This window comes from Rhizobium sp. N731, from assembly GCF_001664145.1.
GTDB classification, from domain to species: domain Bacteria; phylum Pseudomonadota; class Alphaproteobacteria; order Rhizobiales; family Rhizobiaceae; genus Rhizobium; species Rhizobium esperanzae.
Map to the genome: position 1 here is coordinate 4077600 of NZ_CP013601.1, position 25972 is coordinate 4103571.

General features: G+C 62.2%; 27 protein-coding genes. 9 read left to right on the forward strand and 18 right to left on the reverse strand.

Annotated features, from left to right (window positions below):
• Positions 1 to 13: 13 nt before the first annotated feature.
• The 8 genes from sucC to sdhC all read right to left on the reverse strand — a co-directional run bounded on the left by sucC (position 14) and on the right by sdhC (position 8039).
• Complete coding sequence (gene sucC / locus AMK02_RS19730; RefSeq protein WP_064805431.1) at positions 14 to 1207, reverse strand: ADP-forming succinate--CoA ligase subunit beta; 1194 nt, start codon at positions 1205 to 1207, stop codon at positions 14 to 16.
• 34 nt (positions 1208 to 1241) lie between these two features.
• A complete protein-coding gene (gene mdh / locus AMK02_RS19735) occupies positions 1242 to 2204 on the reverse strand; it encodes a malate dehydrogenase (protein WP_010034465.1) in 963 nt (320 codons plus the stop codon).
• A 176-nt stretch (positions 2205 to 2380) separates the two neighbouring features.
• On the reverse strand, positions 2381 to 3544 hold the full coding sequence (gene zapE, locus AMK02_RS19740) for a cell division protein ZapE (RefSeq protein WP_064805433.1): 1164 nt from the start codon (positions 3542 to 3544) through the stop codon (positions 2381 to 2383).
• A gap of 80 nt (positions 3545 to 3624) precedes the next feature.
• A complete protein-coding gene (locus tag AMK02_RS19745) occupies positions 3625 to 4140 on the reverse strand; it encodes a protease inhibitor Inh/omp19 family protein (protein WP_064805435.1) in 516 nt (171 codons plus the stop codon).
• 465 nt (positions 4141 to 4605) lie between these two features.
• Positions 4606 to 5385, reverse strand: coding sequence for a succinate dehydrogenase iron-sulfur subunit (locus tag AMK02_RS19755; protein WP_011427088.1), 780 nt, complete (start codon positions 5383 to 5385; stop codon positions 4606 to 4608).
• 18 nt (positions 5386 to 5403) lie between these two features.
• Positions 5404 to 7245: a succinate dehydrogenase flavoprotein subunit gene (gene sdhA, locus AMK02_RS19760; protein WP_064805437.1), complete on the reverse strand. Its 1842-nt coding sequence runs from the start codon at positions 7243 to 7245 to the stop codon at positions 5404 to 5406.
• 7 nt (positions 7246 to 7252) lie between these two features.
• The gene (gene sdhD / locus AMK02_RS19765) at positions 7253 to 7633 is read right to left on the reverse strand and encodes a succinate dehydrogenase, hydrophobic membrane anchor protein (RefSeq protein WP_064805439.1); all 381 of its coding nucleotides are present in this window, start codon (positions 7631 to 7633) and stop codon (positions 7253 to 7255) included.
• A gap of 10 nt (positions 7634 to 7643) precedes the next feature.
• Positions 7644 to 8039: a succinate dehydrogenase, cytochrome b556 subunit gene (gene sdhC, locus AMK02_RS19770; RefSeq protein WP_064805441.1), complete on the reverse strand. Its 396-nt coding sequence runs from the start codon at positions 8037 to 8039 to the stop codon at positions 7644 to 7646.
• 418 nt (positions 8040 to 8457) lie between these two features.
• Here sdhC and AMK02_RS19775 point away from each other — a divergent pair, with 418 nt between their 5' ends.
• Positions 8458 to 8964, forward strand: a complete 507-nt coding sequence (locus AMK02_RS19775) for a hypothetical protein (RefSeq protein ID WP_064805442.1) — start codon at positions 8458 to 8460, stop codon at positions 8962 to 8964.
• On the opposite strand, the gene AMK02_RS19780 is transcribed toward AMK02_RS19775, so the two are convergent.
• Genes AMK02_RS19780 through tsaD form a run of 5 tightly spaced genes read right to left on the reverse strand, consistent with a single transcriptional unit; the run spans position 8961 to position 12426 of the window.
• Positions 8961 to 9614 carry a class I SAM-dependent methyltransferase gene (locus tag AMK02_RS19780; RefSeq protein WP_064805444.1) on the reverse strand — a complete coding sequence of 218 codons (654 nt, stop codon included), beginning with the start codon at positions 9612 to 9614 and terminating at the stop codon, positions 8961 to 8963. The two genes, AMK02_RS19775 and AMK02_RS19780, sit on opposite strands and share 4 nt — an antisense overlap.
• Positions 9611 to 10042, reverse strand: coding sequence for an EVE domain-containing protein (locus AMK02_RS19785; RefSeq protein ID WP_064805446.1), 432 nt, complete (start codon positions 10040 to 10042; stop codon positions 9611 to 9613). The genes AMK02_RS19780 and AMK02_RS19785 overlap by 4 nt, the downstream gene beginning before the upstream one ends.
• 2 nt (positions 10043 to 10044) lie before the next feature.
• The gene (locus AMK02_RS19790) at positions 10045 to 10338 is read right to left on the reverse strand and encodes a YciI-like protein (protein WP_064805448.1); all 294 of its coding nucleotides are present in this window, start codon (positions 10336 to 10338) and stop codon (positions 10045 to 10047) included.
• Between the two features lie 10 nt (positions 10339 to 10348).
• Entirely contained in the window at positions 10349 to 11332 is a 984-nt protein-coding gene (locus tag AMK02_RS19795; RefSeq protein ID WP_064805450.1) for an NAD(P)H-dependent glycerol-3-phosphate dehydrogenase, read from the reverse strand.
• A complete protein-coding gene (gene tsaD / locus AMK02_RS19800) occupies positions 11329 to 12426 on the reverse strand; it encodes a tRNA (adenosine(37)-N6)-threonylcarbamoyltransferase complex transferase subunit TsaD (protein ID WP_064805452.1) in 1098 nt (365 codons plus the stop codon). Before tsaD ends, AMK02_RS19795 begins: the two co-directional genes overlap by 4 nt.
• Before the next feature lie 72 nt (positions 12427 to 12498).
• On the opposite strand from tsaD, the gene hemC reads away from it, so the two are divergent.
• The 6 genes from hemC to AMK02_RS19830 all read left to right on the forward strand — a co-directional run bounded on the left by hemC (position 12499) and on the right by AMK02_RS19830 (position 18346).
• Positions 12499 to 13428 carry a hydroxymethylbilane synthase gene (gene hemC / locus AMK02_RS19805; protein ID WP_064805454.1) on the forward strand — a complete coding sequence of 310 codons (930 nt, stop codon included), beginning with the start codon at positions 12499 to 12501 and terminating at the stop codon, positions 13426 to 13428.
• 7 nt (positions 13429 to 13435) lie between these two features.
• On the forward strand, positions 13436 to 14143 hold the full coding sequence (locus tag AMK02_RS19810; RefSeq protein WP_064805456.1) for a uroporphyrinogen-III synthase: 708 nt from the start codon (positions 13436 to 13438) through the stop codon (positions 14141 to 14143).
• A gap of 68 nt (positions 14144 to 14211) precedes the next feature.
• A complete protein-coding gene (locus tag AMK02_RS19815) occupies positions 14212 to 15486 on the forward strand; it encodes a COG4223 family protein (RefSeq protein WP_189636985.1) in 1275 nt (424 codons plus the stop codon).
• Between the two features lie 4 nt (positions 15487 to 15490).
• On the forward strand, positions 15491 to 17101 hold the full coding sequence (locus tag AMK02_RS19820) for a heme biosynthesis protein HemY (protein WP_064805460.1): 1611 nt from the start codon (positions 15491 to 15493) through the stop codon (positions 17099 to 17101).
• 17 nt (positions 17102 to 17118) lie between these two features.
• Positions 17119 to 17604, forward strand: a complete 486-nt coding sequence (locus AMK02_RS19825; RefSeq protein ID WP_064805462.1) for a tellurite resistance TerB family protein — start codon at positions 17119 to 17121, stop codon at positions 17602 to 17604.
• Complete coding sequence (locus AMK02_RS19830) at positions 17591 to 18346, forward strand: glutamine amidotransferase (RefSeq protein ID WP_064806387.1); 756 nt, start codon at positions 17591 to 17593, stop codon at positions 18344 to 18346. Before AMK02_RS19825 ends, AMK02_RS19830 begins: the two co-directional genes overlap by 14 nt.
• 13 nt (positions 18347 to 18359) lie before the next feature.
• On the opposite strand, the gene AMK02_RS19835 is transcribed toward AMK02_RS19830, so the two are convergent.
• A complete protein-coding gene (locus AMK02_RS19835) occupies positions 18360 to 19592 on the reverse strand; it encodes an MFS transporter (RefSeq protein WP_064805464.1) in 1233 nt (410 codons plus the stop codon).
• Positions 19593 to 19731: 139 nt separating this feature from the next.
• Here AMK02_RS19835 and AMK02_RS19840 point away from each other — a divergent pair, with 139 nt between their 5' ends.
• Together AMK02_RS19840 and AMK02_RS19845 are read left to right on the forward strand one after the other, a co-directional pair.
• Positions 19732 to 20022: a YggT family protein gene (locus AMK02_RS19840; protein ID WP_011427104.1), complete on the forward strand. Its 291-nt coding sequence runs from the start codon at positions 19732 to 19734 to the stop codon at positions 20020 to 20022.
• Entirely contained in the window at positions 20019 to 20330 is a 312-nt protein-coding gene (locus AMK02_RS19845) for a DUF167 domain-containing protein (RefSeq protein WP_064805465.1), read from the forward strand. The genes AMK02_RS19840 and AMK02_RS19845 overlap by 4 nt, the downstream gene beginning before the upstream one ends.
• A gap of 4 nt (positions 20331 to 20334) precedes the next feature.
• Here the strand turns inward: AMK02_RS19845 and ppa are convergent, their stop codons facing one another.
• The 4 genes from ppa to AMK02_RS19865 form a co-directional block, all read right to left on the reverse strand.
• A complete protein-coding gene (gene ppa, locus AMK02_RS19850; protein ID WP_064805467.1) occupies positions 20335 to 20871 on the reverse strand; it encodes an inorganic diphosphatase in 537 nt (178 codons plus the stop codon).
• Between the two features lie 147 nt (positions 20872 to 21018).
• Entirely contained in the window at positions 21019 to 21525 is a 507-nt protein-coding gene (locus AMK02_RS19855) for a GNAT family N-acetyltransferase (protein ID WP_011427107.1), read from the reverse strand.
• Positions 21526 to 21725: 200 nt separating this feature from the next.
• Positions 21726 to 23546 carry a translational GTPase TypA gene (gene typA / locus AMK02_RS19860; protein ID WP_037117960.1) on the reverse strand — a complete coding sequence of 607 codons (1821 nt, stop codon included), beginning with the start codon at positions 23544 to 23546 and terminating at the stop codon, positions 21726 to 21728.
• 159 nt (positions 23547 to 23705) lie between these two features.
• Positions 23706 to 25793, reverse strand: a complete 2088-nt coding sequence (locus AMK02_RS19865; protein WP_064805468.1) for a M3 family metallopeptidase — start codon at positions 25791 to 25793, stop codon at positions 23706 to 23708.
• Between the last annotated feature and the right edge of the window lie 179 nt (positions 25794 to 25972).

Sequence of the window (25972 nt, forward strand, 5' to 3'; positions counted from 1 at the left end):
CGATCCCTCAAAATTAGCCGTTGATCGCCGCGACGATCTTCTTGGCCGCATCGTCCAAGTCGTCAGCCGCCGTGATCGCGAGACCCGACTCGTTCAGGATCTTCTTGCCGAGCTCGACATTGGTGCCTTCAAGGCGCACGACGAGCGGAACCTTGAGGCCGACTTCCTTGACCGCGGCAATGACGCCCTCGGCGATGACGTCGCACTTCATGATGCCGCCGAAGATGTTGACGAGAATGCCTTCGACCTTGGGGTCTGCGGTGATGATCTTGAACGCCGCAGCGACCTTCTCCTTGCCGGCGCCGCCGCCGACGTCGCAGAAGTTGGCCGGCTCCTTGCCGTAGAGCTTGATGATGTCCATCGTCGCCATGGCGAGGCCCGCGCCGTTGACCATGCAGCCGATATTGCCGTCGAGCGCAACATAGGCGAGGTCCCACTTGGAAGCCTCGATTTCCTTGGCGTCTTCTTCGGTCTCATCGCGCAGCGCCCGGACGTCGTCGTGCCGGAAGAGCGCATTGCCGTCGAACGACATCTTGGCGTCGAGGACGCGCAGATGGCCATTCTTCATGACGATCAGCGGGTTGATTTCCAGAAGGGACATGTCCTTCTCGTTGAAGGCCTTGTAGAGCAGCGGGAAGAGCGACTTGGCGTCTTCTGCGGCAGCGCCTTCGAGCTTGAGAGCGGCGGAGATCTTGGCGACGTCGGCAGCCGTCACGCCGGCTTCTGGATCGATGGCGATGGTCTGGATCTTCTCGGGCGTATCGTGGGCGACAGCTTCGATGTCCATGCCGCCTTCGGTGGAGACGACGAAGGCGACCTTACCGACCGAGCGGTCGACCAGCAGCGAGCAGTAGAGTTCGCGTTCGATGTCGGCGCCGTCTTCGATATAAAGGCGATTGACCTGCTTGCCGGCTACGCCGGTCTGCGCAGTCACCAGCGTGTTGCCGAGCATCTCCTTGACGTTGGCAACGACGTCTTCGATCGACTTGGCGAGACGTACGCCGCCTTTGGCTTCCGGCGACAGTTCCTTGAACTTGCCCTTGCCGCGGCCGCCCGCATGGATCTGGCTCTTGACCACGTAAAGCGGGCCGGGAAGCGACTTGGCGGCCGCCTCGGCCTCTTCAACCTTGAGAATTGCCACACCCTCGGCAACCGGTGCGCCATAGCCCTTCAGCAGAGCCTTGGCCTGATATTCATGAATGTTCATGGGTCTATCCCTGTTTCGATTACTTCAGCGCCGATTACTTCAGGGCAGGCGCGATGTTGATGCAGGCTTCGCAAAGACCGGCGACGGCGCCGACCGACTTGTCGAAGGCTTCCTTCTCGGTCTTGTTGAGGTCGATCTCGATGACGCGCTCGACGCCGCCGGCGCCGATGACGGTGGGAACGCCGACATACATATCCTTGACGCCGTACTGGCCGGTCAGATGGGCCGCGCAAGGCAGGACGCGCTTCTTGTCCTTGAGGTAGGATTCGGCCATTTCGATCGCCGAGGCAGCCGGCGCATAATAGGCCGAACCGGTCTTCAGCAGGCCGACGATCTCGGCGCCGCCGTCACGGGTGCGCTGGATGATCTCTTCGAGGCGCTCCTTGGTGACCCAGCCCATGGTGACGAGGTCGGTGAGCGGAATGCCGCCGACCGTCGAGTAGCGGGCGAGCGGCACCATCGTGTCGCCGTGGCCACCGAGCACGAAGGCCGTCACGTCCTGAACGGAGACGTTGAATTCCTTGGCGAGGAAGAGACGGAAGCGCGAGGAGTCGAGAACGCCGGCCATGCCGACGACCTTGTTGGCCGGAAGGCCGGAAAACTTCTGCAGCGCCCAGACCATGGCGTCGAGCGGATTGGTGATGCAGATGACGAAGGCGTTCGGGGCATACTTCTTGATACCGGCGCCGACCTGCTCCATGACCTTGAGGTTGATGCCGAGAAGGTCGTCGCGGCTCATGCCCGGCTTGCGCGGGACGCCGGCGGTGACGATGCAGACGTCGGCGCCTTCGATCGCCGAATAGTCGCTGGCGCCGGTCAGATTGGCGTCGAAGCCTTCGACCGGAGAGGACTGTGCGATGTCGAGGCCCTTGCCCTGGGGGATGCCGTCGGCGATGTCGAAGAGGACGATGTCGCCCAGTTCCTTCAGGCCGGCGAGATGCGCCAGCGTGCCACCAATCATGCCAGAACCAATGAGTGCGATCTTGTTACGCGCCATTTCGCTGTTTCCTTTGCGATCAAATTCGTCGAACGACGCTTGAAGGCACCGCCCAATGACGCACTCGCATAGACCCAAAGGCTAAAAATGGCAATCCATTAATTTTGATGCAGCATTTTCAATCGTTTAGATACCAAAATTCTTACGTAAACGTAATATATTTTGTCACTGGATCGTTACTCTGCGGCGCGTTTCTCATGGTGCAGCGCAAGATATTCCGCGCTCCGCATCTCAAACAGGCGCGAGGCCGTGCGATCGAATTCAAAGCCCTCGGCGCCCCGCCGATGGACGAGCAGGTTCTCCGGCAACGCCGCCGCGGATATGTAAAGCCGCACGGCATGATCGTAGAGCGTATCGACCAGAATGATGAAACGCTTGATCTGGTTCCGCTTCTCCGGCCCGAGCAAGGGAACGTGATCGAGGAAGACCATATCGAAGCGTTTGGCGATGGCCAGGAAGTCGGCGGCCCCGAGCGGCTTGTCGCAGAGATCGGCGAAAGAGAAGCGCGCCATCCGGTCGGCGGCAAGCGGCACGTGGATGGAGCGCCCCTTCATCGGAATATCGAGCGGCTGCGCCTTGCGCCCGTGCAACGCCTGCGTCCAGGATGCCTCCATCGCCATGTCGTTATGTTCGTTGATCGGAACGAGATAGACCGGCTGGCTGTTCAGCTTCTCCATCCGGTAATCGGTCGGCGAATCCAGTGTGACGACATCGACATGCTGTTTCAGCAGAGCGAGGAAGGGCAGGAACAGGCCGCGATTGAGCCCATCCTTGTAGAGATTGTCCGGTTCGACATTCGAGGTCGCGATCAGCACGCACCCCCGCGAAAAGAGCTCGGAAAACAGCCGCGACAGGATCATCGCGTCGGCAATGTCGGTGACGGTGAACTCGTCGAAGCAGAGCAATTCCGCTTCCTCGTAAAGCGCTGCGGCCACCGGCGGCATCGGATCGGCCTGCTTCGTCTCACCGTTCTTGAGCTTCAGCCGGTGGGCGGCGATGCGATTGTGCACATCCGCCATGAATTCGTGGAAATGCGCCCGGCGCTTCTTCTTGCACGGCGCCATCGAGAAGAACATGTCCATCAGCATGGTCTTGCCGCGTCCGACGCTGCCGTGGATATAAAGCCCCTTGATGCCGCCTGCGGCTTTCTTCTTCGAGGCGAACAGCCAGCCCAGCGCGCTCGATTTCGCCGCCGGTCGTTGCTGCTTCAGCCCGGCGAGCACCCGATCCAGGCTTTTGGCCACATCCATCTGGGCGGAATCGACCTGCAAAGCACCGGAAAGCGTCAGCGATTTAAGCTGTTCGCAGACGCTGAGCGCATAATCTGGCATTGGCTGCATAAGGGCATGTCCGCCTGTCGGTCATCGGCGGGGCGCCGCCGGATCGTTTACCGCGCCGGTTTGATTACCGCGCCGGTTAATTACCGGCTGAGGCTGATCGGCTGACCGGTATTCGTCTGGCCCTGGAAGCGGTTGTCGGCCGTCTTGTAGACGCTGCCGATCTGGTTGCCCGAACGGTCCTTGAGCAGCACCTGCTTGCCTGCGACCTCCCAGGAGCCCATCGCCGTCAGCTCGCCGACGCAGCCGCGCGTGCCGCCGCGCGATCCGCTGCCGAGATTGGTGAGTGTCAGGAACATGTCGCAGCTGCCGTTGACGCGCCAGCTTCCGACCATCGATTCCTTGGTGACGTCGAGCGCATTCGCAGCCATGGCGCCGGACTGTGCCCCAGGCATCGGTGCCGTCGCCGTCGGCGCGGCCGGAAACTGCGAGCTGCCGGTCGGCGGCGGAAGCTGGCCGCCCTGGACGGAGGGGACAGGCTGCGCCGTCAACGGCGCCGGCCCGGCGTTCGAGTTGGAGCTGTAATCATATGCCGTACGCTGACAACCGGCTAGCGCGAGAGCCACCACCAGACCTGTCATCGCATATCGCAACTGCATCATCATACTCCTGAATTCGGCTATCGCCGCAAAGAACGGGCGTGAGACAAGTTCGATTATCGTAATTCGCTTTGGTTAATCAAGTCGGGTTGCAGAAATTGCCCGTGACAACACCTAACCGAAAAACGATAAGTTCAACTGCCCTGCTGCAAAACTTCCTGCACATAGAATTTGTCAGCAAGGTGTTGCGCACGCTCATCTCTGCCAGGATTTCTGCCAAACTCCCGCAATGTCTCTGCATAGCGCTCGAACGAGCTTCGCAGGAATAACCGCACCGGCTTCGCCGTGGTCTTGAAAATGTTGCCGCATAAGCCCGACATAATTTGCCGCAACCTTCCCGGCACCATGATGATCGGGAGACGGAAAGCCTCAGGCGCGTTTGCCGCTTTCGATCGCCAAACCGATGCGTGATCTCCGCGACGGCTCCGGGATCGAAGCCGTCCAGTCGAGTGGCATGCATACCAATCAGACCCGGCGCTCGACCATCATCTTCTTGATTTCGGCGATTGCCTTGGCCGGGTTGAGGCCCTTCGGGCAGGTCTGCGCGCAGTTCATGATCGTGTGGCAGCGGTAGAGGCGGAACGGATCCTCGAGGTTGTCGAGACGTTCGCCGGTCGCCTCGTCTCTGGAATCGATCAGCCAGCGATAGGCCTGCAGCAGAACGGCCGGACCGAGATAACGGTCGCCGTTCCACCAGTAGCTCGGACAGGAGGTCGAGCAGCAGGCGCAGAGGATGCATTCATAAAGACCGTCGAGCTTCTGCCGGTCCTCATGGCTTTGCTTCCATTCCTTGGCCGGCGTCGGCGACACCGTCTTCAGCCAGGGCTCGATTGAGCGATGCTGGGCGTAGAAGTTGCTGAGATCGGGCACCAGATCCTTGACGACAGGCAGATGCGGCAGCGGATAGATCTTCACCGCGCCCGTGATATCGTCGAGGCCCTTGGTGCAGGCAAGCGTGTTGGTGCCGTCGATGTTCATCGCGCAGGAACCGCAGATCCCTTCGCGACAGGAGCGGCGCAGCGTCAGCGTCGGGTCGATCTTGTTCTTGATGTAGAGCAAACCGTCGAGCACCATCGGGCCGCAATCGTCGACATCGATGTAGAAGGTGTCGATCGACGGATTCTGGCCGTCGTCCGGGCTCCAGCGGTAGACGCGGAATTCGCGCGTGTTGGTCGCACCGGCCGGCTTCGGCCAGACCTTGCCTTCGCGCATCTGGGAATTCTTGGGGAGAGCGAGTTCAACCATGCCAGGTTCCTCTTGATATCAGTAGACGCGCGCCTTCGGCTCGATCTTGTGCGGATCGATGCCTTCGGCGATCAGCTCGGTGTGAACAGGCCGGTAGTCGAGTTTCACCTCACCTGCCTCGCTCACCCAGGCGAGCGTATGCTTGCGCCAGTTGACGTCGTCGCGGCCGGAGAATGCGCCCTCGGTGTAATCCTCGCGGGCGTGCGAACCGCGGCTCTCCTTGCGGGCCTCGGCGCCGTAGATCGTCGTGATGGCGTTTGCCATCAGGTTCTGCAGCTCGAGCGTTTCCACGAGATCGGAGTTCCAGACCATCGACCGGTCGGTGACCTTGATGTCCTTCATTTCGCCCCAGATCGCCGAAATACGCCGGCAACCGGATTCCAGCGATTCCTGCGTGCGGAAGACGGCGGCGTCTTCCTGCATGGCGCGCTGCATCTTCTCGCGCAGTTCAGCCGTCGGCGTGCCGCCGCTGGCGTGGCGCAGACCATCGAAGCGGTCCATGATCTTGTCGCAGGCCGCAACGTTGAGATGCGGGACCGGCGCTGCGCGGTCGATCACCTCGCCGGCGCGGATCGCGGCAGCACGGCCGAAGACCACGAGGTCGATCAGCGAGTTGGAGCCGAGGCGGTTGGCGCCGTGCACCGAGGCGCAGCCTGCTTCGCCCACAGCCATCAGGCCGGGAATGATCCGCTCCGGATTGGCGCCATCGGCGTTCAGCACTTCGCCCCAATAATTGGTGGGAATCCCGCCCATATTGTAATGGACGGTCGGCAGAACCGGGATCGGCTCGCGCGTGACGTCGACGCCGGCGAAGATCTTGGCGCTCTCGGAAATCCCCGGCAGCCGTTCGTGCAGAACCGCCGGATCGAGATGGTCGAGATGCAGGAAGATGTGATCCTTGTTCTTGCCGACGCCGCGGCCTTCGCGGATCTCAAGCGTCATGCAGCGCGAGACGACATCGCGCGAGGCAAGGTCCTTGGCCGAAGGTGCATAACGCTCCATGAAGCGCTCACCCTCGGAGTTGACGAGGTAACCGCCTTCGCCGCGCGCACCTTCGGTGATCAGACAGCCCGAACCGTAGATGCCGGTCGGGTGGAACTGCACGAATTCCATGTCCTGAAGCGGCAGGCCGGCGCGTGCCACCATGCCGCCGCCGTCACCGGTGCAGGTATGGGCCGAGGTCGCCGAGAAATAGGCGCGGCCGTAGCCGCCGGTCGCCAGCACCACCATCTTTGCAGCGAAGCGATGGATCGTACCGTCATCGAGGCACCAGGCGACGACACCGGTGCAGCGGCTGCCGTCCTCAGACATGATCAGATCGAGCGCGAAATATTCGATGAAGAATTCGGCGTTGTTGCGCAGTGACTGGCCGTAGAGCGTATGCAGGATGGCATGGCCGGTACGGTCGGCAACGGCGCAGGTGCGCTGCACCGGCGGACCCTCGCCGTAATTCTGCATGTGGCCGCCGAACGGGCGCTGGTAGATCTTGCCTTCCTCGTTGCGCGAGAACGGCACGCCGTAATGCTCGAGCTCATAGACCGCCTTCGGCGCTTCCATGGTGAGATACTGCATGGCGTCAACGTCGCCGAGCCAGTCGGAACCCTTGACGGTGTCATAGAGATGCCACTGCCAGCTGTCCGGCGTCATGTTGCGCAGCGAGGCGGCGATGCCGCCCTGGGCCGCAACCGTATGCGAGCGGGTCGGGAACACCTTGGTGATGCAGGCGGTGCGGAAACCCTGCTCGGCCATGCCGAGCGTCGCGCGCAAGCCCGCGCCGCCGGCGCCGACGACGATCACGTCATAGGAGTGGTCGACATATTTGTAGGCCTTGCCGTTCTGGGCGGGTGAAGTCGGTGCCATGTCGAGCTTATCCTACGAATGCGATTTTCAGAATGGCGAAGAGACAGAGGCTGGCGATCACGATCGCAAAGAACGTGTTCAGCATCAGCAGAGCGATCTTGCCGAATTCGGCGTGCACGTAATCCTCGATGATCACCTGCATGCCGAGCTTCATATGGATGACGCCCGATATCACCATCAATCCCATGACGACAGCGACAAAGGGGTTCGACAGGGCGCGAACCACATCCGCATAGGGCGCGCCGGCATAGGTGATCATGAAGATGACGAAGAAGAGGATCAACGGAATATTGGAGACGGCGGTCAGCCGCTGACGCCAGAAGTGACTTGTGCCTTCCTTGGCGGAGCCGAGCCCGCGAACCTTGCCGAGGGGGGTGCGCATATCCATGAGAGGACCTTCAGAAGCGAATGAGGAAGCCGATCGCCCAGACCAGCACGGTCAGACAGAGCGATCCGATGACGTTGGCGATGGCGAGCTTGGTCGAGACTTCCTTCTCGAAGCCGTGGCCGAGGTCCCACATGAGGTGGCGGAAACCGCCGAGCATGTGGTGCAGCAGTGCCCAGGTGTAGCCGAGCAGTACGAGCTTGCCGAGAAGGCTGCCGAGCACCCAGTTGGCCCAGTCGTAAGAGCTCTGGCCACTTGCCGCCGCAATCAGCCACCAGGCGACGAGCAGCGTGCCGACGTAGAGCGCACCACCGGTGATGCGGTGGACGATCGACATGACCATGGTGGGAATAAGTTTATAGACTTGCAAATGCGGCGACAGGGGCCGGTTATTTGTCACGTTCGCCATCAGAACCTCGCGGCGGCTTCTCTGCGCTCCCGGATTTCGGAGCATGCTCAGTCAACCACACGAATGACAAAATTCTCTGTGTGCGTTGCATCAATTGCGACGTTTACTCACCGGAAAGCCCGACGACAAGCACAATCGCTGTCAGCTTTTAATTTAATCGATTCGGGTTACCGCGAAGTTTGCGGGCGGGAGCAATTCCAGAAAAGCTGCGAAGAGATTTTCCGCCCGGAATTGCGTAAGAACAAAAGGTTAGAGCGGTTCTGCGCTTCGGCGAAAAGCTGAACCGCGCCCACGAAAGTGGTCTTTTCGGCTCAATATTTATGCCGTTCTTCCCAGCCGCATGGACAAGCCACGGCTTTTGGCGCAATCTGGGAATTAACGATTTGTTAACGATCGGGAATTCCGGAGGCTGGCATCCATGTTTCGCAGTCTGTCTGCAGTCGCCCTGCTTGCGCTCGCCGCGCTTGTCGCCTTGCCTGCCGCCGCCGGCGAGCGCCGTTTCGATCATCGCTTCGGCGATCATCGTTTCCTTGGCCACCGCCACGCCTTGCACAACGGCTTGCTTCTCGGACAACGTCTCGGCTGGCGCGATCGCGGCATCCGTTTCGACAATGCCTATATTCGCCGACACGACAGGGGGCGGATGCCGTTCCTGAAACAGCTTTCGTCCCCCGCGACAAATCGTGTCGCCCGCAGCAGCCTGGTCATCTTCGCGCCCCAGCCGCCGGGTGGCGACAGCGGCGACACTTATGCCGGCTCCTATGCCTATCACATCGATGGCGGGACTTATGTCGGCGGCAGTGGCTACGGGTATTATCCGGCCGCACGGCTCGCGCCCCAGGCGCCAAAAGCGAAGGTCATCGACGTCGCCGTCCAGGACGATCCCTGCAGCTACGAGGCCAATGTCTGCGTGATCCGGCCTTAAGATCTTAAGCCGAAGCGCCAGACCGTCGTCTTCTTGATTTCGCTGTCCTCAAGCGCCCGCGTCACCGGTACCTGATAGGCCGCACAGAATTCCAGTTGTTCCCGTGGCAGATAGCTTCTCCCGGGATCGCCGACCAGAACCAATATGCCTTGCCCCGTCAGCCTCGTCAGCCAGGGAACGAGCGCTTCGGCGAAGGCACGGTCATAGAAGACGTCGCCGGCAAGCACGATATCGGCGTCGATATCCTGTCCGATCAGGTCGGCGCCGGTAAATCCGAGAAGAATGCCGTTGGCCTTGGCGTTCAGCCGGATCGCCGTCTCCGCCCAGGGATCGATATCGGCGGCCGTCACCTCACGCGCACCGGCCATCATCGCGGCAATGCCGACGAGGCCGGAGCCGCTGGCAAAATCCAGCACACGCTTGCCGCGCACCATCTCCGGGTGATCGAGGATGTAGCGCGCCAGTCCCTGCCCGCCCGCCCAGGCAAAAGCCCAGAAAGGCGGCGGCAGGCCGATCGCTTCCAGCTCCTCCTCCGTCTTCAGCCAGAGCTCATGCGCCTCGCTGGCAAGATGCAGCGAAATCTCCGGCACATGCGGCGGCGCCATCAGACTGGTATTGGCGCGGATGAAGGCTTCCGGATCGGTTTTCAACGCGGCGGATTGTCGAGCCCGCCCATGCGGCAGACTTCGGCCCATTCGTCATCGGTCACCGGCTGCACGGAAAGGCGCATGGAGGTGACGAGCGACATCTTGGCGAGCTTCGGGTTCGCCTTGACGTCCTTCAACGTCACCGGCTTCGGCATGTCCATGACGGCGCGGATATCGACGCAATCCCACTTCGGGTCGCCCTTGGCGGTGGAGTCGGGATGCGACAGCGCTGCGACTTCGACGATGCCGACGATCTCCAGCCCGTCATTAGAATGGTAGAAGAACCCTTTGTCGCCGATCTGCATCGCCCGCATGTTGTTGCGCGCCAGATAGTTGCGCACGCCGGTCCATTCCGTGCCCTTTTCGCCTGCGGCCTTTTGCTGCTCCCAGGACCAGGAGGCAGGTTCGGATTTATAGAGCCAATGCGCCATGCTCACGCCTCCGGCTTGTTGAAGACCCAGTTGAAGGGCTTGATATCGACGCTTTCGAACAAACCGGCCATGGCGTAAGGATCGGCATCGGCGAGCGCCTTTGCCTCTTGTGCCGTCTCCGCCTTGACAAGCACCAGACTGCCGCAGGCTTTGCCCTCGTCGTCAAGGAAAGGGCCGGCCATGGAGAGCTTGCCTTCGGCATTGAGCTTGTCGAGATAGGCAAGATGCGTCGGCCGCGTCTCTATGCGGACGTTCAGATGTCCCGGCTTGTCCTTGCAGAGCAGGGCGAAAAGCATGTCTATTCTCCTATTCGGTGGTGATTGGACGCGTCATCAACTGCTCGATGGCGTCCGATATATCGAGCCTGCCGTCGATGATGGCGGAAACGGCATCGGTGATCGGCATGCTGATCGAAAGCTCCGCGGCAAGCCGGGAGGCGACGGAAGCGGCAAACGCACCCTCCACCAGCGCGCCGTGCGCGGGATCGGTCTTTTCGCCGCGCCCGAGCGCAATGCCGAAACGCAGGTTCCGCGATTGATGGCTCGTCGCCGTCAGCACCAGATCGCCGAGACCGGAAAGTCCGCGCACCGTATCGGCCTGACCGCCTTTGGCCACGATGAAACGCGACATTTCCGCGAGACCACGGGCAATCAATGCCGCACGGGCGGATTCACCGATGCCGCGGCCTTCGACGATGCCGCAGGCGATCGCCAGTACATTCTTGAGCGCGCCGCCGAGCTGCACGCCGATGCGATCGGTGGAGGCATAGAGCCGGAAGGTCCGCCCGGAGATCGCCTGAGCGAGCCGCTCGGCCGTCTCCATGTCATCAGCCGCGATCGCCATCGCCGTCGGCAGTCCTTTGGCGATATCGGCGGCAAATCCCGGACCGGAGAGAACCGCAACCGGATGGTCCGGCAGTTCCCGCTCCAGCATGTCGGTCAAAAGATTGCCCGTCGTCCGCTCGATGCCCTTGGCGCAGGTGACGACAACGGCATCCTTCGACATATAGGGACCATATTGCCGCGCCGCATCGGCCTGCGCCTGCGAGGGCATCGCAAAAAGCACGATCGAGGCGTCGGCGACCGCCTCCGCCTCGGCGGAGAATTCGAGCGATTCCGGCAGGACAATGCCGGGCAGCACGGCATCATGCAGCCGTTCGCTCTTCAGATCGGCCATCAGCGATGGCTTGCGTCCGACGAGCGTCACGGCGCTGCGGCCGGCAAGGGCGATGACGGCGGCAAGTGCGGTCCCGAAAGCGCCCGATCCGATGACGACGATCTTTTCGCTCATGCCTTGGCTCCTCTCTTGCCAAAGCCGATCAGCGTTTCGGCATTGGCATCGAGCGGCCAGCGCGAACGCGGCTGCACGTCGAGTGTATCAGGCGCTACGCCCGTCGCCATGCGCTCGAGCCCCGCCCAGGCGATCATCACCGCATTGTCGGTGCAGAGGCTGAGCGGCGGCGCAATGAAGCGGAAGCCGTTCTTGTCGCAGAGCGCCTGCAGCGTCGCGCGCAGTTCGAGATTGGCGGCGACACCGCCGGCAACGACCAGCGCCGGCTTCTCGCCGGTCGTCGGGAACTCCTTCTTGAACCGCTGCAGGCCGCGGCCGATGCGGTCCTTCAGCGTGCGCGAAATCGCCCGCTGGAACGAGGCGCAAATATCAGCCACGTCCTGATCGCTGAGCGGCGCGATATCCTGCGCCGCCTGTCGCACCGCCGTCTTCAGACCGGAAAAGGAGAAATCGAGCCGCGCCTCGCCGACGAGCGGGCGCGGAAAATCGAAGCGATCGGCATTGCCGTCGCGCGCCATCCGCTCCACCGCCGGACCGCCGGGATAAGGCAGGCCGAGCAGCTTTGCCGTCTTGTCGAAAGCTTCGCCGAGCGCATCGTCGATCGTCGTGCCCCAACGTTCATACTGTCCGACACCGCGCACCAGGATCAGCTGGGTATGGCCGCCGGAGACCAGCAGCACCAGATAGGGAAAGGAGAGCCCGTCGGTCAGCCGCGCCGTCAGCGCATGGCCCTCGAGATGGTTGACCGCGTAGAGCGGTTTGCCGGCGGCCCTGGCGATCGCCTTGCCGGTCATCAATCCCACAAGCAGTCCGCCGATCAGGCCCGGCCCTGAAGTGGCGGCGATGGCGTCGACATCATCAAGCGACACATTGGCGCGCTTCAACGCCTGCTCGATCAGCTCGTCCAGCGCCTCGACATGGGCGCGCGCGGCGATCTCCGGCACCACGCCGCCATAGGCGCTGTGCTCGTCGAGCTGGGAAAGCACGACATCCGACAGGACGTTGCAATGCCCCTCCGCATCGCGCTCGACGACGGCTGCGGCGGTCTCGTCGCAGCTTGTTTCGATGCCGAGGATGCGCAGAAAGGGAACCATGTGGCCTGTTCATTCATTGCGATGGAACGGAAACCCGTTTACGAGAATTCCGGTAACAACGGAACAGAGCGGATGCAAACAAAACCTTTCCGGATCGGCACGCGGGGCAGCCCGCTGGCGCTTGCCCAGGCGCATGAGGCCCGCGACAGGCTGATGGCGGCGCACAACCTGCCTGAAGAGATGTTCGAGATCGTCGTGCTGACCACCAGGGGCGACCGCATCACCGATCGGTCGCTGGCCGAGATCGGCGGCAAGGGTCTCTTCACCGAGGAGCTCGAACAGAAGCTTGTGTCAGGCGAGCTGGATTTTGCCGTGCACTCCGCCAAGGACATGCCGACGCATCTGCCGGACGGCCTTCACCTGTCTGCCTATCTGCCGCGCGAGGATATCCGCGACGCCGTCGTCGGCCGCACCGCGCGCAAGCTCATTGACCTGCCGCATGGCGCCACCGTCGGCTCTTCGTCGCTGCGCCGCCAGGCGCTGATCCGCCGCATGCGGCCCGACATCAACGTCATCACCTTCCGCGGCCTCGTCGAAACCCGCCTGCGCAAGCTCGAAGAAGGGCAGGTGGATGCGACCCTGCTGGCGCTGGCCGGCCTGAAACGCCTCGGCAAGGTCGAGGTGATCACCGATATCCTCGACCCCGACACCTTCCCACCGGCGCCGGCGCAGGGGGCGATCTGCATCGAAAGCCGCATCGGCGACACAAAAATCGATGACCTGCTGGCGGCGGTCAACGATGCCGCGACCTTCGACACTGTCTCCTGCGAGCGCGCCTTCCTCGCTGCTCTCGACGGCTCCTGCCGCACACCGATCGCCGGCTATGCCGTCTGCGAGGGCGACCTGATTCGATTCTCCGGCCTGATCCTCACGCCCGACGGCCGCAGCCAGCATGCGGTGACGACCGACGGCCACCGCCGCGATGCGGCCGCACTCGGCACCCGCGCCGGCCAGGACGTGCGCGCAAGAGCCGGCAGTACCTTCTTCGACGACTGGCACTGAAGCGGCCATGCGTGTGCTCGTCACCCGCCCCGCGCATTCAGCGACAAGAACAGCACAACGTCTGCGCGATATGGGCCACGAGCCGCTGCTGCTGCCGCTGCGCCGGCCACGGCACGACAGTGCCGCAGCTGCAGGCGCACTCGAAGCCACCAGCGGCGCGATCGCGGTGACCAGCGCCGAAGCCGTCAGGGTCGTGTCCGCGCTCGGCGAGAAACTTCGTCCGCATCTTCTCCGTCCGCTGTTTGCGGTCGGCGAGATGACCGCGCAAGAGGCGCGCCGTCTCGGTTTCCGCTCGGTCGCCGCGTCCGCAGGCAACGGCCGCGATCTCGCCGATCTCGTCGCCGCACAGACAACAGAAGAGTTACTCTACCTCGCCGGCATGCCGCGCGCCGAAACGTTCGAAACAAGATTGCGCCAACTCGGGATCTGCTTTTCGGTCGCCGAATGCTATCGCACGACGCCGGTTGCTCCGAGCCCGACTGAGATCGAAGCTCTCTTTTCCGGCGGCCGCCCTGACGCCGTTCTCTTCTATTCCCGGCAGACGGTGGAAGATTTTTTTCACTTGGCGGAGCTGCGATCAGCCCTGTCGGAACACCGCGAAATCCGCCTTCTCTGCCTGAGCGAAGCAGTGGCGCAGGCCATTCCGATGTCCCTGAAAAAAACCGTGGCGATTTCGTCCATGCCGGATGAGCAAAGTCTTTTGTCGCTGCTTTGAATGCTTTAGCCGCCCAAATTTGATCTAACCTCTTCCCTTAATTGGCATCACTGTCTAGTTTCGTTGCAATGCAGGATAAAGAGGACCTCATGGTATCGGGAAACCCGCCACGCCATTCGAAGAGCGCCGATGAGCCGGTCACGATCGACCTCGATGCACAGGACTTCGCCTCCGAAGCCGATACCGAAAAGCCGGTGAACAATGATTCCGGCGACGCCGATAGCCCCTCTGCGGATCTCGGTCCGCCGCCCGAAACCGAAGCGGCGTCGCAGCCTGAACCTGAAAACAAGCCCGAATCGGAGCCGGAGGAGGAAGAGGAGACGCCGGCAGCCGCCGAACCGTCCTCCACGCCCCCTGCCGAACAGCCCGCGCCACGGGGCGCCGGCACCTCCGGTCTTATCGCCGCCGGCATTTTCGGCGGCCTCGTGGCGCTGCTTGGTGCAGGCGTCATTCAATATGCCGGTTACCTCCCCGGTTCCTCCGCACCTGAGACCTCCTCGCCCGAGATCGCCGATCTCTCCGGCGAAATCGACGGCTTGAAACAGACCGTCGCCAACCTTGCCGCCAATCCCGCAGGCGTGGGCGACGGCGCGCTTGAGACGCGGGTCGCCGCGTTGGAAACGGCTGCGAAGAACCCCGCGGCGGCGCCGTCGGCCGATCCTGCAAATGTCGAGGCGCTCAACCAGAAGATTGCAGAGCTGAGCAGTCAGGTCGACCAGTTGCGCTCGACACTTGCGCAGTCCTCCGACCAGCAGACGAGCAGCGCCGCCGATATCGACAAGCGCCTCGCCGAGGCCGAAAAGAAACTCAACGAGCCGCGCGAGGATGTTGCCGTCGCGCGGGCGATCGCGGCAGCCGCCCTGAAGGCAGCGATCGATCGTGGCGGGCCGTTCCTGGCCGAACTCGACACCTTCGCCGGCGTCGCGCCCGACGATCCTGCCGTCACCGACCTGCGTGGCTTTGCCGAGACAGGCGTTCCCTCGCGCGCCGAACTGATGCGCCAGGTTCCCGACGTTGCGACCACAATCGTCGAAACCGTCAACCAGCCGGACCCGAACCAGAGCTGGTCGGACCGGCTGATGGCGAGCGCGAAATCGCTGGTCAAGGTCCGTCCGGTCGGCAATATCGAAGGTGAGAGCGTCGAAGCGATCGCCGCCCGCCTGGAGGACAAGGTGAAGAACGGCGATCTGCCCGGCGCTTCCGCCGAATGGAACGCTCTACCGGCCCCCGGCAAGCAGGCGTCCGCCGCCTTCAAACAGTCTCTGGAGGCGCGCATCCGTGTCGAGGAGCTGGTCGGCGGGGCGCTGTCGAAAGCGGTTTCCGGCACAGGCAAGGAAGGATAAGACCATGCTGATCCGTCTTGTCGTCTTCGCCCTCTTCGTGTTGGCTCTCGCCTACGGCTTCTCCTGGTTCGCCGATCGTCCCGGCGACATCTCGCTGATCTGGGAGGGCCAGATCTACCAGACCAAGCTGATCGTCGCCGTCAGCGCGATCATCGCCCTCATCGCCGCCGTGATGATCGCCTGGTGGTTCGTTCGCCTGGTCTGGACTTCGCCGCATTCGGTGACCCGCTATTTCCGTGCCCGCAAGCGCGACCGCGGCTATCAGGCACTGTCGACCGGCCTGATCGCCGCCGGCGCAGGCAATGCATTACTCGCCCGCAAGATGGCCGCTCGCTCGCGCGGCCTCATCCGCGCCGATCAGGAGCCGCTGATCAACCTGCTAGAGGCTCAGGCCGCGCTGATCGAGGGCCGCCATGACGAAGCGCGCGCCAAATTCGAGGCCATGGCCAATGACCCGGAAACACGGGAGCTTGGCCTGCGCGGCCTCTATCTCGAAGCCCGCCGCCTCGGAGCCAACGAGGCCGCCCGCCAATATGCCGAAAAGGCCGCCGACAATGCCCCTTATCTGCCCTGGGCCGCCCAGGCGACTCTCGAATATCGCAGCCAGGCCGGCCGTTGGGACGATGCGATCCGTCTGCTCGAGCAACAGAAGGCCGCCCGCGTCGTCGAAAAACCCGAGGCCAACCGCCTGCACGCCGTGCTCCTGACGGCACGCGCCGCCGAGAAGCTGGAAGGCAACCCGGCCGGCGCCCGCGACGACGCCCTGCAGGCGCTGAAGTTCGCCGCCGATTTCGTTCCGGCCGCTCTCATTGCCGCAAAGGCACTGTTCCGCGAAGGCGGTCTGCGCAAGGCCGCTTCGATCCTCGAACAGGTGTGGAAATCGGCGCCTCATCCCGAGATTGGCCAGACCTATGTCAGAGCCCGCAGCGGCGATTCCACGCTCGACCGGCTGAAGCGCGCCGAGCGGCTGGAAACGATGCGCCCGAACAATGTCGAATCTCTTCTCATCGTCGCCCAGGCGGCGCTCGACGCGCAGGAATTCGCCAAGGCGCGCGCCAAGGCGGAAGCGGCGGCGCGTATTGAGCCGCGTGAAGCCGCCTTCCTGCTCCTGGCCGACATCGAGGAAGCCGAGTCCGGCGACCAGGGCCGCGTGCGCCACTGGCTGGCCCAGGCACTGAAAGCCCCGCGCGATCCCGCCTGGGTGGCCGATGGTTTCGTCTCCGACAAATGGCTGCCGGTGTCGCCGGTCACGGGTCGTCTCGACGCCTTCGAATGGAAGGCGCCCTTCGGTCAGATCGAGGGGCCGCTTGAAGACGGGTCGGCGCCCGCCTCGATCGAAAACGCCCTGAAGACCCTGCCGCCGCTGCGTGACGTCAAGCCGGAAAGCCCGGTCAACGATCACCGCATCATTCAGCTGGAGCGCGCCGCGACGATCGCCGAGGCCGTGCGCCCCGCGCCGGCGCCGGCAAAGCCGAAACCCGTCGAACCGGCCGCCGGCGACAAAGCGCCGGTACCGAACGAAGCAAAGCCTTTCTTTGGCGGACTGCCGGACGATCCCGGCGTTCGCGATTCCAGGGCGGAACCGGAACCCAAGACCCGGCTTCGCCTTTTCTGAAATGGAACGAAAACCGCATGTTCGAACGCTTTCAGACATTCTTTCAGAAGCTCACCGCCGACCGCCCGAAGAAAGGCTTTGCTCCCGATGACCCGCGCATCGCAGTGGCAGCGCTGTGCATGCAGGTCATGGAGGCCGACGGTCAGATCAAGGCCAGTGAAAAGAAGCGGCTGCGCAAGCTCTTGAAGGAGCAGTATTCGCTCGACAGCAAGCAGCTCGATGCTTTGATGGCCGCCGGCCTCGAAGCCGAAAGCTCCGCCGTCGACTACTATCGCTTCACCGCCGACCTGAAACGCCATCTCGATACCGAGCAACGGCTGGAGCTGATCGGCATTCTCTGGGACATCGTTTACGCCGATGGCGAGCGCAGCGAGATGGAAGACCATGTCATCTGGCGTATCGCCGATCTGCTCGGGGTCTCCTCACGCGAACGCATCCAGAAGCGGCAGGAGGCGGCCGCCAGGGTCACGGATATCCAGGTTGCGCAAGATGATGCCGACTGAGCAAAATCCGGACCGCGACCGGCGCCCGATCCTTATCGTCCTGCATCAGGAGCGGTCCAGTGCCGGCCGTGTCGGGCAATTGCTGGTCGAAAAAGGCTACTGCCTCGACATCCGTCGCCCGGTCCTCGGCGATCCGCTTCCGACGACGCTCGCAGATCATGCCGGCGCCGTCGTCTTCGGCGGACCGATGAGCGCCAACGATCCGGATGACTTCATCAAGAAGGAGATCGACTGGATCGAGGTCCCGCTACGGGAAAAACGCCCTTTTCTCGGCATCTGCCTCGGTGCCCAGATGCTAGTGCGTCATCTCGGCGGCAAGGTGCAGCCGAATGCCGACGGCTCGACGGAGATCGGCTGGTACCCGCTGCACCCGACCGAGAAGGGCCGCCTGCTGATGCACTGGCCGAAGATGGTCTATCATTTTCACCGCGAAGGTTTCGAGCTGCCACACGGCGCCGATCTGCTCGCCGAAGGCGATGCCTACCCGAACCAGGCCTTCCATTACGACGGCAACGCCTGGGGCCTGCAGTTCCATGCCGAGCTCACCCGGGTGATGATGCATCGCTGGGTCGTGCACGGCGCGCACCGCTTCATTCTGCCGAACGCCCAGCAGGGCCGCGAACACCTCGAAGGCCGCATGCTGTTCGACGCGCCGCTGAGAGCCTGGCTGACAGAATTCCTCGATCTCGTCTTTGAGGGAAAGTCGGCGAAGGCGACACCGTCTATTACTCTGCACGCATAATTCCGTTTAGCGGTCAGGCAGGCGCGTCGAGCGTGTCGATCCGGCGCAGCTTCGGGAAACTGGAAGCCCAGATCGCCGCAACCGCCAGAGTTCCGATCCCGCCGATGATGACTGCCGGCACAGCACCGAAGACCGATGCCATCGTGCCCGCCCTGAACTCTCCAAGTTCGTTCGAAGCGCCGACAAAGACCATGTTGACCGCATTGACCCGGCCGCGGAGCTGATCCGGCGTCCAGAGCGCGATCAGGCTCTCGCGCACATAGACCGACACCATATCGGCCGCGCCCATCAGCGCAAGGGCTGCGATCGAAATTTCGGTATTGGTCGAGGCGCCGAAGATGATGGTGCCGACACCGAACAGGGCAACGCCGATGAACATGTAGAGGCCGGCGCGGTGTTTCAGCGGGTAGGCGGCGAGGAAGATCGCCATGACGATAGCCCCAAGGCCCGGTGCTGCGCGCAGCAATCCAAGGCCCCAGGGGCCAAGCGTCAGAATATCGCGGGCGAAGATCGGCATCAGCGCAGTGGCGCCGCCGAGCAGAACGGCGAAGAGATCGAGCGAGATCGCGCCGAGCACCACTTTTTCCGCACGGATGAAACTGAAGCCGCCGAGAATCATCGCCCAGCTCTTGGCCTCACCCGTCGTCTTCTGTTCCGGCTTCGGGATCATGAAGAGAAGAGCCGCCCCGAGGATGGAAAAGATGACCGCCACCGTATAGGCGGTCGTCGCGCTGACCCCGTAGAGCAGGCCGCCGATAACAGGCCCGGTGATCGCCGCTAGCTGCCAGGACGATGAATTCCAGGCGATCGCATTGGAAAGGGCGTGCTCGGGCACGAGATTGGGTGCGAGAGACTGCACTGCCGGCGACATGAAGGCACGCTCGATCCCGAAAATAAGGAGCACCGCAAAGACCGGCCAGGGCGCGAAGGTCTCCGTCGCCGTCATGATCAGCAGCGCCAGCGTGCAGAGCGCGCTTACCAGAGAGCAAAGAGCGGCGATGGCCCGGCGATTGTGCCGATCGGCGACCGAACCGGTGACGAGGATGAGCAGCAGCGACGGCAGGAACTGCACGAGACCGATCAGGCCGAGATAGATCGCCTTGCCGGTCTGGTCGTACATCTGCCAGCCGACGGCGACGCTGACGATCTGCTGCGAGAAGGAAAGCAGAAAGCGCGCGAAGAAGAAGCGCGTGTAGGACGAATGCCGAAACGCGGCGAAACGGTCTCCGGTGGGCGAAAACGACATGGGCCTTGTCCGAGGAAGCGGGCGCCGGAATGGCTGCGAGGCCGCCCGTTAAACATGATCTGCCATGCGTTTCGACACGGCACTTGCCCGTTTAGTCGCCAATGTCTACATGTCTGTCAACAACCAATTGGAGACGACGATGTTTGCCTTGTTTCAAACCATTGATTTGGTTTTGAATATTTACACCTGGATACTGATTGCCAGTGCCGTTTTCTCCTGGCTCTATGCGTTTAACGTCATCAATTCCAGCAACCAGTTCGTCAATTCGGTCGGCATGTTCCTCTACAATGTCACCGAACCCGCGCTGAAGCCGATCCGCCGTCTGCTGCCGAATCTCGGCGGCATCGATATTTCGCCGATCATCCTGCTGGTGATCATCTTCTTCCTGCGTACCTTCCTTTGGACCACGCTATACCCGCTGGTCGCTTGAGCCCTCCCTGGAGATTTTCCGGCGATCACTTGCGCCTGGCCGTTCGGCTGACGCCGAATGGCGGGCGTGACGCGATCGATGGCATCGAGGAGGATGGCGACGGCGAGACCCTGTTGAAGGCGCGCGTCACATCAGTGCCCGAGAAGGGCAAGGCCAACAAGGCGCTGATCCTGCTGATCGCCCGGTCGCTGCGCATTCCGAAAACCAGCATCAGCCTCGTCTCCGGCGAGACGGCGCGCAAAAAAATCCTCCGGATCGAGGGCGACCCGGAGGATTTGGTAAAAAAGCTCGAAGCGCTATTAGGCTGAGGGGTCAGCCCTTCGCCTTCTTGGCCCGCTCGACGGCTTCGATGATGAGCTGGCCGGCTTCCTTGGAATCGCCCCAGCCGAAGATCTTCACCCACTTGCCGGGCTCCAGATCCTTGTAGTGTTCGAAGAAATGCTCGATCTGCTTCAGCGTGATCTCCGGAAGATCGGTAAAGTCCTTCACCTTCTCATAGCGCAGCGTCAGCTTCGGCGACGGCACGGCGATGATCTTCTCGTCCTTGCCGGAATTGTCTTCCATCTTCAGGACGCCGATCGGACGGACGTTGATGACGCAGCCCGGAACCAGCGGCCGGGTGCTGGCGATCAGCACGTCGATCGGGTCGCCATCTTCAGACAGCGTGTGCGGTACGAAACCGTAATTGCCCGGATAGGTCATCGGCGTGTAGAGGAAACGATCGACGACCAGCGTGCCGGCCTCCTTGTCCATTTCATACTTGATCGGATGACCGCCAACAGGAACCTCGACGATAACGTTGACGTCTTCAGGTGGATTATTACCGATTGAAATGGCGTCGATGCGCATAGGATACTCCCGCGGGGTTGAATTGCTCGAAGCCAGATAATCAGTTTCATCTCGCAACGCAACACGGCAGATCACCGATGCGTGATGACACCGGCGTGATGCCGCAAAAACTTTAGAGGAGAGGCGTGCGACGCTCGAGCAGGCCGATCAGTTCCAGATGAAACCGATCTTCTTCAACTGCTTGTGGTCGAAATTTTCCATGCCTTCGCAGAAATCGGTCCCGCCGTGATGGCGGTAGAAGCGGCTGGCGGCCTCGTTTTCTTCAAGGCACCAGACGACCAGCCCGTTGCAGCCGAGCGACTTCAACAGTCGGCGCGCCTCGCCGAACAGCATGTGGCCGAGACCGATGCCCTGATATTCGGGGCGAAGATAAAGCTCGTAGATTTCGCCTTCCTGCGGCAGGGCGCGGGCACGATTGAGACCGAGCGTCGCATAGCCGGCGACCGTCCCCGCGACATCGAGAACCAGCAATGTCGCGGGTCCGCGTGTTGCCTTGCGCCACCAGTTTTCGCCGCGCCGCTCGATCATCTGCGTCAGCGCGCGATGTGGAATGATGCCCGCATAGGTGTGTTGCCAGGCGAGCCTGTGCGTTTCCGAAATGGCTCGGGCATCGTGCGGTTCGGCCCGCCGGACATCGATCGACAACGTCTTCATAACGTTTACTCTGGTCCTGCCGCAGGCAATTAACCATATGCGGCGAGCGCATCGTGATCGATTGCCCACAGACTTGATATGTGGACGACGGATAAAATTTAACGCTTTTTTAACGATTGTCACAAGTCGGAATCAGCGCAGCGCACAATAAAAAACCCCGGCTCGAAGGCCGGGGTTTGAAAGCGGTAACGACTGAGCTCTTAGAGGGCCGCCTTGGTCTTTTCGAACCGCTTGCGGTCGTTGGCGTCGAGATACATCTTGCGCAGGCGAATGGACTTTGGCGTGACCTCGACCAGTTCGTCTTCCTGGATCCAGGAGAGAGCGCGCTCCAGGGTCATACGGATCGGCGGGGTCAGCTTGACGGCTTCGTCCTTGCCGGCGGCGCGGATGTTGGTCAGCTTCTTGCCCTTCAGCACGTTAACCTCAAGGTCGTTATCGCGGGTATGGATGCCGATGATCATGCCCATATAGACCTTTTCGCCGGCGTCGATGATCATCGGGCCGCGGTCTTCCAGGTTGAACAGGGCGTAGGCCACGGCTTCACCGGCTTCGTTGGCGAGCAGCACGCCGTTGACGCGGCCGCCGATCTCACCCTTGTAGGGCTGGTAGCTGTGGAACAGGCGGTTCATGATCGCCGTGCCGCGCGTATCCGTCAGCAGTTCCGACTGGTAGCCGATCAGGCCGCGAGTGGGCGCATAGAACACCAGACGGACGCGATTGCCGCCCGACGGACGAAGCTCGACCATTTCGGCCTTGCGTTCCGACATCTTCTGAACGACGACACCGGAATGCTCTTCATCGACGTCGATCAGGACTTCTTCGATCGGCTCAAGCAGCTGGCCGCTCTCATCCTTGTGCATGACGACGCGCGGACGCGAAACGGCAAGCTCAAAGCCTTCGCGGCGCATGTTTTCGATCAGAACGGCGAGCTGAAGTTCGCCACGGCCGGAGACAAAGAAACTATCCTTGTCGGCGCTTTCTTCGATCTTGAGCGCAACGTTGCCTTCGGCTTCCTTGAACAGCCGGTCGCGGATGACGCGGCTCGTCACCTTGTCGCCTTCGGTGCCGGCAAGCGGCGAGTCGTTGACGATGAAGGACATGGTGACCGTCGGCGGGTCGATCGGCTGCGCCTTCAGGGCTTCCGTCACCGCCGGATCACAGAATGTATCGGCGACGGTGCCCTTGGAGAGGCCGGCGATCGCGACGATGTCGCCCGCATGCGCCTCTTCGATCGGCTGGCGCTCGATGCCGCGGAAGGCGAGGATCTTGGAAATGCGGCCCTGTTCGATCAGCTTGCCGTCCTGGCCGAGAACCTTGACGGCCTGGTTCGGCTTGATCGAACCGGAAGCGATACGGCCGGTGATGATGCGGCCGAGGAAGTTGTTGGCCTCGAGGATCGTGCCGATCATGCGGAACGGACCTTCCTCGACCTTCGGCTCGGGCACGTGCTTGACGACGAGGTCGAGCAGCGGCGCCAGGCCTTCGTCGGTCGGGCCTGCCGGATCGTAGTTCATCCAGCCGGCGCGGCCGGAACCGTAGAGGATCGGGAAGTCGAGCTGCTCGTCGGTCGCATCGAGCGCGGCGAAAAGGTCGAACACTTCGTTGACCACTTCGTCGGCGCGGGCGTCGGGACGGTCGATCTTGTTGATGGCGACGATCGGGCGCAGGCCGACCTTGAGGGCCTTGCCGACGACGAACTTGGTCTGCGGCATCGGGCCTTCGGCGGCGTCCACGAGAACAATCGCGCCGTCCACCATCGACAGGATACGCTCGACTTCACCGCCGAAGTCGGCGTGGCCGGGCGTGTCGACGATGTTGATGCGGGTATCCTTCCACTCGATCGAGGTCGCCTTGGCGAGAATGGTGATGCCGCGCTCTTTTTCGATGTCGTTGGAGTCCATCACGCGTTCCATGACGCGCTGGTTCTCGCGGAACGAGCCGGACTGTTTCAGAAGCTCGTCAACGAGAGTGGTCTTGCCATGGTCAACGTGCGCGATGATCGCGATGTTGCGAAGTGCCATATGTCATAATCTCTGAGGCTGGGGCGCTACGCCAAGTGGACGCGCCATTTACGTTTGGCGCGCTCTTACCGTTTTTTTCGCGATTGCGAAAGGGGGTCGCGCGCGAAAGCTGCGGCATGGCTTTCACCATGCCGCTTTGCTTGATGTCATCAAACTGTCTTAAGCGTCGCTGCCTGTCAATTCCTCGAAGGTCGCAAGTCCCTTCTTGACGAGCATCGCATCCGGCCTCGGCAGCTTGCCGCGGAAGCCCTTATAGGCATCCTCCGGATCGACCGAGCCGCCGGTGGAATAGATATTTTCCTTGAGCTTTTTCGCCATCTCGCCGTTGAAGGCGTCGCCCGTCTCCTCGAAGGCGGCAAAGGCGTCGGCGTCAAGCACCTCGGACCACATGTAGGAATAATAGCCGGCCGAATAGCCGCCGGAGAAGACGTGCTGGAAGTGCGGTGTGGCGTGGCGCATGACGATCGATTTCGGCATGCCGATCTCGGCCAGCACCTCCGCCTGCACCGCCATCGGGTCGTCGACGGCCTGTCGCGTATGAAACGCCATGTCGACAAGCGCCGACGAGGTGAACTCGACCGTATTGAAGCCGGCATTGAAGGTGCGGGCCGCCAGCACCTTGTCGAGCAGCACCTGCGGCATCGGCTCGCCCGTCTCGAAATGCACGGCATATTTCTTGAGGATGGCGGGGACCGTCAGCCAATGCTCGTACAGCTGCGAGGGCAGCTCGACGAAATCGCGCGAGACGCCGGTGCCGGAGACCGAGGGATAGGTGACGTTTGAAAGCATGCCGTGCAGCGCATGGCCGAATTCATGGAACAGCGTGCGGGCGTCGTCGAGCGACAGCAGCGCCGGCTTGCCTTCGGCGGGTTTGGCGAAATTGCAGACATTGTAGATGATCGGCAACTCGCCGCGGCGGCCGTTCTTCAGTTGCAGCTTGTGCTGCGATTGCAGCGAGCTCATCCAGGCGCCTGAGCGTTTCGAGCTCCGGGCGAAATAGTCGCCGAGGAAGAGGGCGACCAGCCTGTCGTCCCGATCCCTGATTTCGAACACCCTGACGTCGGGGTGATAGGCCGCGACACCCTTCTTCTCGACCGCGCGGATGCCGAACAGCCGGCCGGCCACGTCGAAGCAGGCGTCGATGATTTTTTCGAGCTGCAGATAAGGCTTGAGCTCGGCCTCGGAAAAATCGAACTTCCGGGCTCGGATCTTTTCGGCGTAGTGGCGCCAGTCCCAGGGCATTACCTCATGATTCCGGCCCTCCTCGGCGATCAGCGTCGCGATGTCGACCTCTTCCTCGCCGGCGCGTTTCACCGCCCGCGCCCAGACGGCTTTCAACAGGCCGTTCACCGCATCTGCCGTCTTCGCCATCGTGTTGTCGAGTTTCAGCTCGGCGAAATTGCCGTAGCCGAGAAGCTTCGCCACCTGATGGCGCAGCGCCAGCGTTTCCTTGATGACGGCGCGGTTGTCGGTTTCCCCGCCGTTTGCCCCACGCGCCACCCAAGCCTTGAACGCCTGCTCGCGCAGATCGCGGCGCTCCGAAAAGGTCAGGAATGGCTCGATGATCGAGCGCGACAGCGTCACCGCATATTTGCTCTCCTCGCCGCGTTCGCGCGCCGCCGCCGCCATCGCGTCGCGCAGGAATTCCGGCAGCCCGTCGAGTTCCGCGCCCTCGGAAAGGATGAGCGCCCAGGCCTTCTCATCGGCCAGCACGTTCTGACCGAACTGTGTTCCGAGGCCCGCGAGTTTTTCATTGATCGCCGCAAGTTTCTCCTGCTCGGGTTTTTCGAGCTTGGCGCCGGATTTGACAAAACCCTTCCAATGGCGTTCCAGCACCCGCGTCTGCTCCAGCGTCAGCCCCAGGCTCTCGCGCGTCTCCCAAAGCGCATCGATGCGGGAAAAGAGCGCGGCGTTCATCCCGATCTTTGAATAGTGGCGTGACATCTTCGGCGAGATCTCACGCTCCAGCGCCTGGATGACTTCGTTGGTATGTGCGCCCGCCTTGTTCCAGAACAGCGCCGAAACGCGCGAGAGCGCATCGCCGGCAATCTCCAGCGCCACCACAGTATTGTCGAAGGTCGGCGCATCGCTGTTTCCGGCAATCTCGTCGATCTCCTGTTCATGCGCGGCGAGTGCGGCGTCGAAAGCGGCGGAAAAATCGCCGTCATCGACGGCATCGAACCGCGGCAGGCCGTGGAGAGCGTCCCAGTTGACGAGCGCCGGATTGAAATCATGGGGAGAAGCCATCGGAGAATTCCTTTTGGTATGCGAACGGATGGTCAATATAGGAGAGCCATCACGGAATTGGTATGTCGTGGCAAGGGGCCTTTTGCCTCGTTCGGCGATCTGACGCACGTCAACCAATGCCGGTGGACAAGATTTGACAGTTGAAAATTAACGGTTTGTTAACGATTGACGCGAATCAG

Bases quoted from the DNA above. Each gene is read 5' to 3' on its own strand.
- hemC (WP_064805454.1), top strand. From the start codon at position 12,499: ATGCAAACAAAACCTTTCCGGATCGGCACGCGGGGCAGCCCGCTGGCG.
- AMK02_RS19865 (WP_064805468.1), bottom strand. From the start codon at position 25,793: ATGGCTTCTCCCCATGATTTCAATCCGGCGCTCGTCAACTGGGACGCT.
- AMK02_RS19785 (WP_064805446.1), bottom strand. From the start codon at position 10,042: ATGGCGCATTGGCTCTATAAATCCGAACCTGCCTCCTGGTCCTGGGAG.
- AMK02_RS19745 (WP_064805435.1), bottom strand. From the start codon at position 4,140: ATGCAGTTGCGATATGCGATGACAGGTCTGGTGGTGGCTCTCGCGCTA.
- AMK02_RS19810 (WP_064805456.1), top strand. From the start codon at position 13,436: ATGCGTGTGCTCGTCACCCGCCCCGCGCATTCAGCGACAAGAACAGCA.
- AMK02_RS19840 (WP_011427104.1), top strand. From the start codon at position 19,732: ATGTTTGCCTTGTTTCAAACCATTGATTTGGTTTTGAATATTTACACC.
- AMK02_RS19795 (WP_064805450.1), bottom strand. From the start codon at position 11,332: ATGAGCGAAAAGATCGTCGTCATCGGATCGGGCGCTTTCGGGACCGCA.
- AMK02_RS19835 (WP_064805464.1), bottom strand. From the start codon at position 19,592: ATGTCGTTTTCGCCCACCGGAGACCGTTTCGCCGCGTTTCGGCATTCG.
- AMK02_RS19825 (WP_064805462.1), top strand. From the start codon at position 17,119: ATGTTCGAACGCTTTCAGACATTCTTTCAGAAGCTCACCGCCGACCGC.
- AMK02_RS19755 (WP_011427088.1), bottom strand. From the start codon at position 5,385: ATGGTTGAACTCGCTCTCCCCAAGAATTCCCAGATGCGCGAAGGCAAG.
- AMK02_RS19820 (WP_064805460.1), top strand. From the start codon at position 15,491: ATGCTGATCCGTCTTGTCGTCTTCGCCCTCTTCGTGTTGGCTCTCGCC.
- AMK02_RS19830 (WP_064806387.1), top strand. From the start codon at position 17,591: ATGATGCCGACTGAGCAAAATCCGGACCGCGACCGGCGCCCGATCCTT.
- AMK02_RS19815 (WP_189636985.1), top strand. From the start codon at position 14,212: ATGCAGGATAAAGAGGACCTCATGGTATCGGGAAACCCGCCACGCCAT.
- AMK02_RS19855 (WP_011427107.1), bottom strand. From the start codon at position 21,525: ATGAAGACGTTGTCGATCGATGTCCGGCGGGCCGAACCGCACGATGCC.
- zapE (WP_064805433.1), bottom strand. From the start codon at position 3,544: ATGCAGCCAATGCCAGATTATGCGCTCAGCGTCTGCGAACAGCTTAAA.
- sdhC (WP_064805441.1), bottom strand. From the start codon at position 8,039: ATGGCGAACGTGACAAATAACCGGCCCCTGTCGCCGCATTTGCAAGTC.
- tsaD (WP_064805452.1), bottom strand. From the start codon at position 12,426: ATGGTTCCCTTTCTGCGCATCCTCGGCATCGAAACAAGCTGCGACGAG.
- AMK02_RS19790 (WP_064805448.1), bottom strand. From the start codon at position 10,338: ATGCTTTTCGCCCTGCTCTGCAAGGACAAGCCGGGACATCTGAACGTC.
- typA (WP_037117960.1), bottom strand. From the start codon at position 23,546: ATGGCACTTCGCAACATCGCGATCATCGCGCACGTTGACCATGGCAAG.
- AMK02_RS19775 (WP_064805442.1), top strand. From the start codon at position 8,458: ATGTTTCGCAGTCTGTCTGCAGTCGCCCTGCTTGCGCTCGCCGCGCTT.
- mdh (WP_010034465.1), bottom strand. From the start codon at position 2,204: ATGGCGCGTAACAAGATCGCACTCATTGGTTCTGGCATGATTGGTGGC.
- ppa (WP_064805467.1), bottom strand. From the start codon at position 20,871: ATGCGCATCGACGCCATTTCAATCGGTAATAATCCACCTGAAGACGTC.
- sdhA (WP_064805437.1), bottom strand. From the start codon at position 7,245: ATGGCACCGACTTCACCCGCCCAGAACGGCAAGGCCTACAAATATGTC.
- sucC (WP_064805431.1), bottom strand. From the start codon at position 1,207: ATGAACATTCATGAATATCAGGCCAAGGCTCTGCTGAAGGGCTATGGC.
- sdhD (WP_064805439.1), bottom strand. From the start codon at position 7,633: ATGGATATGCGCACCCCCCTCGGCAAGGTTCGCGGGCTCGGCTCCGCC.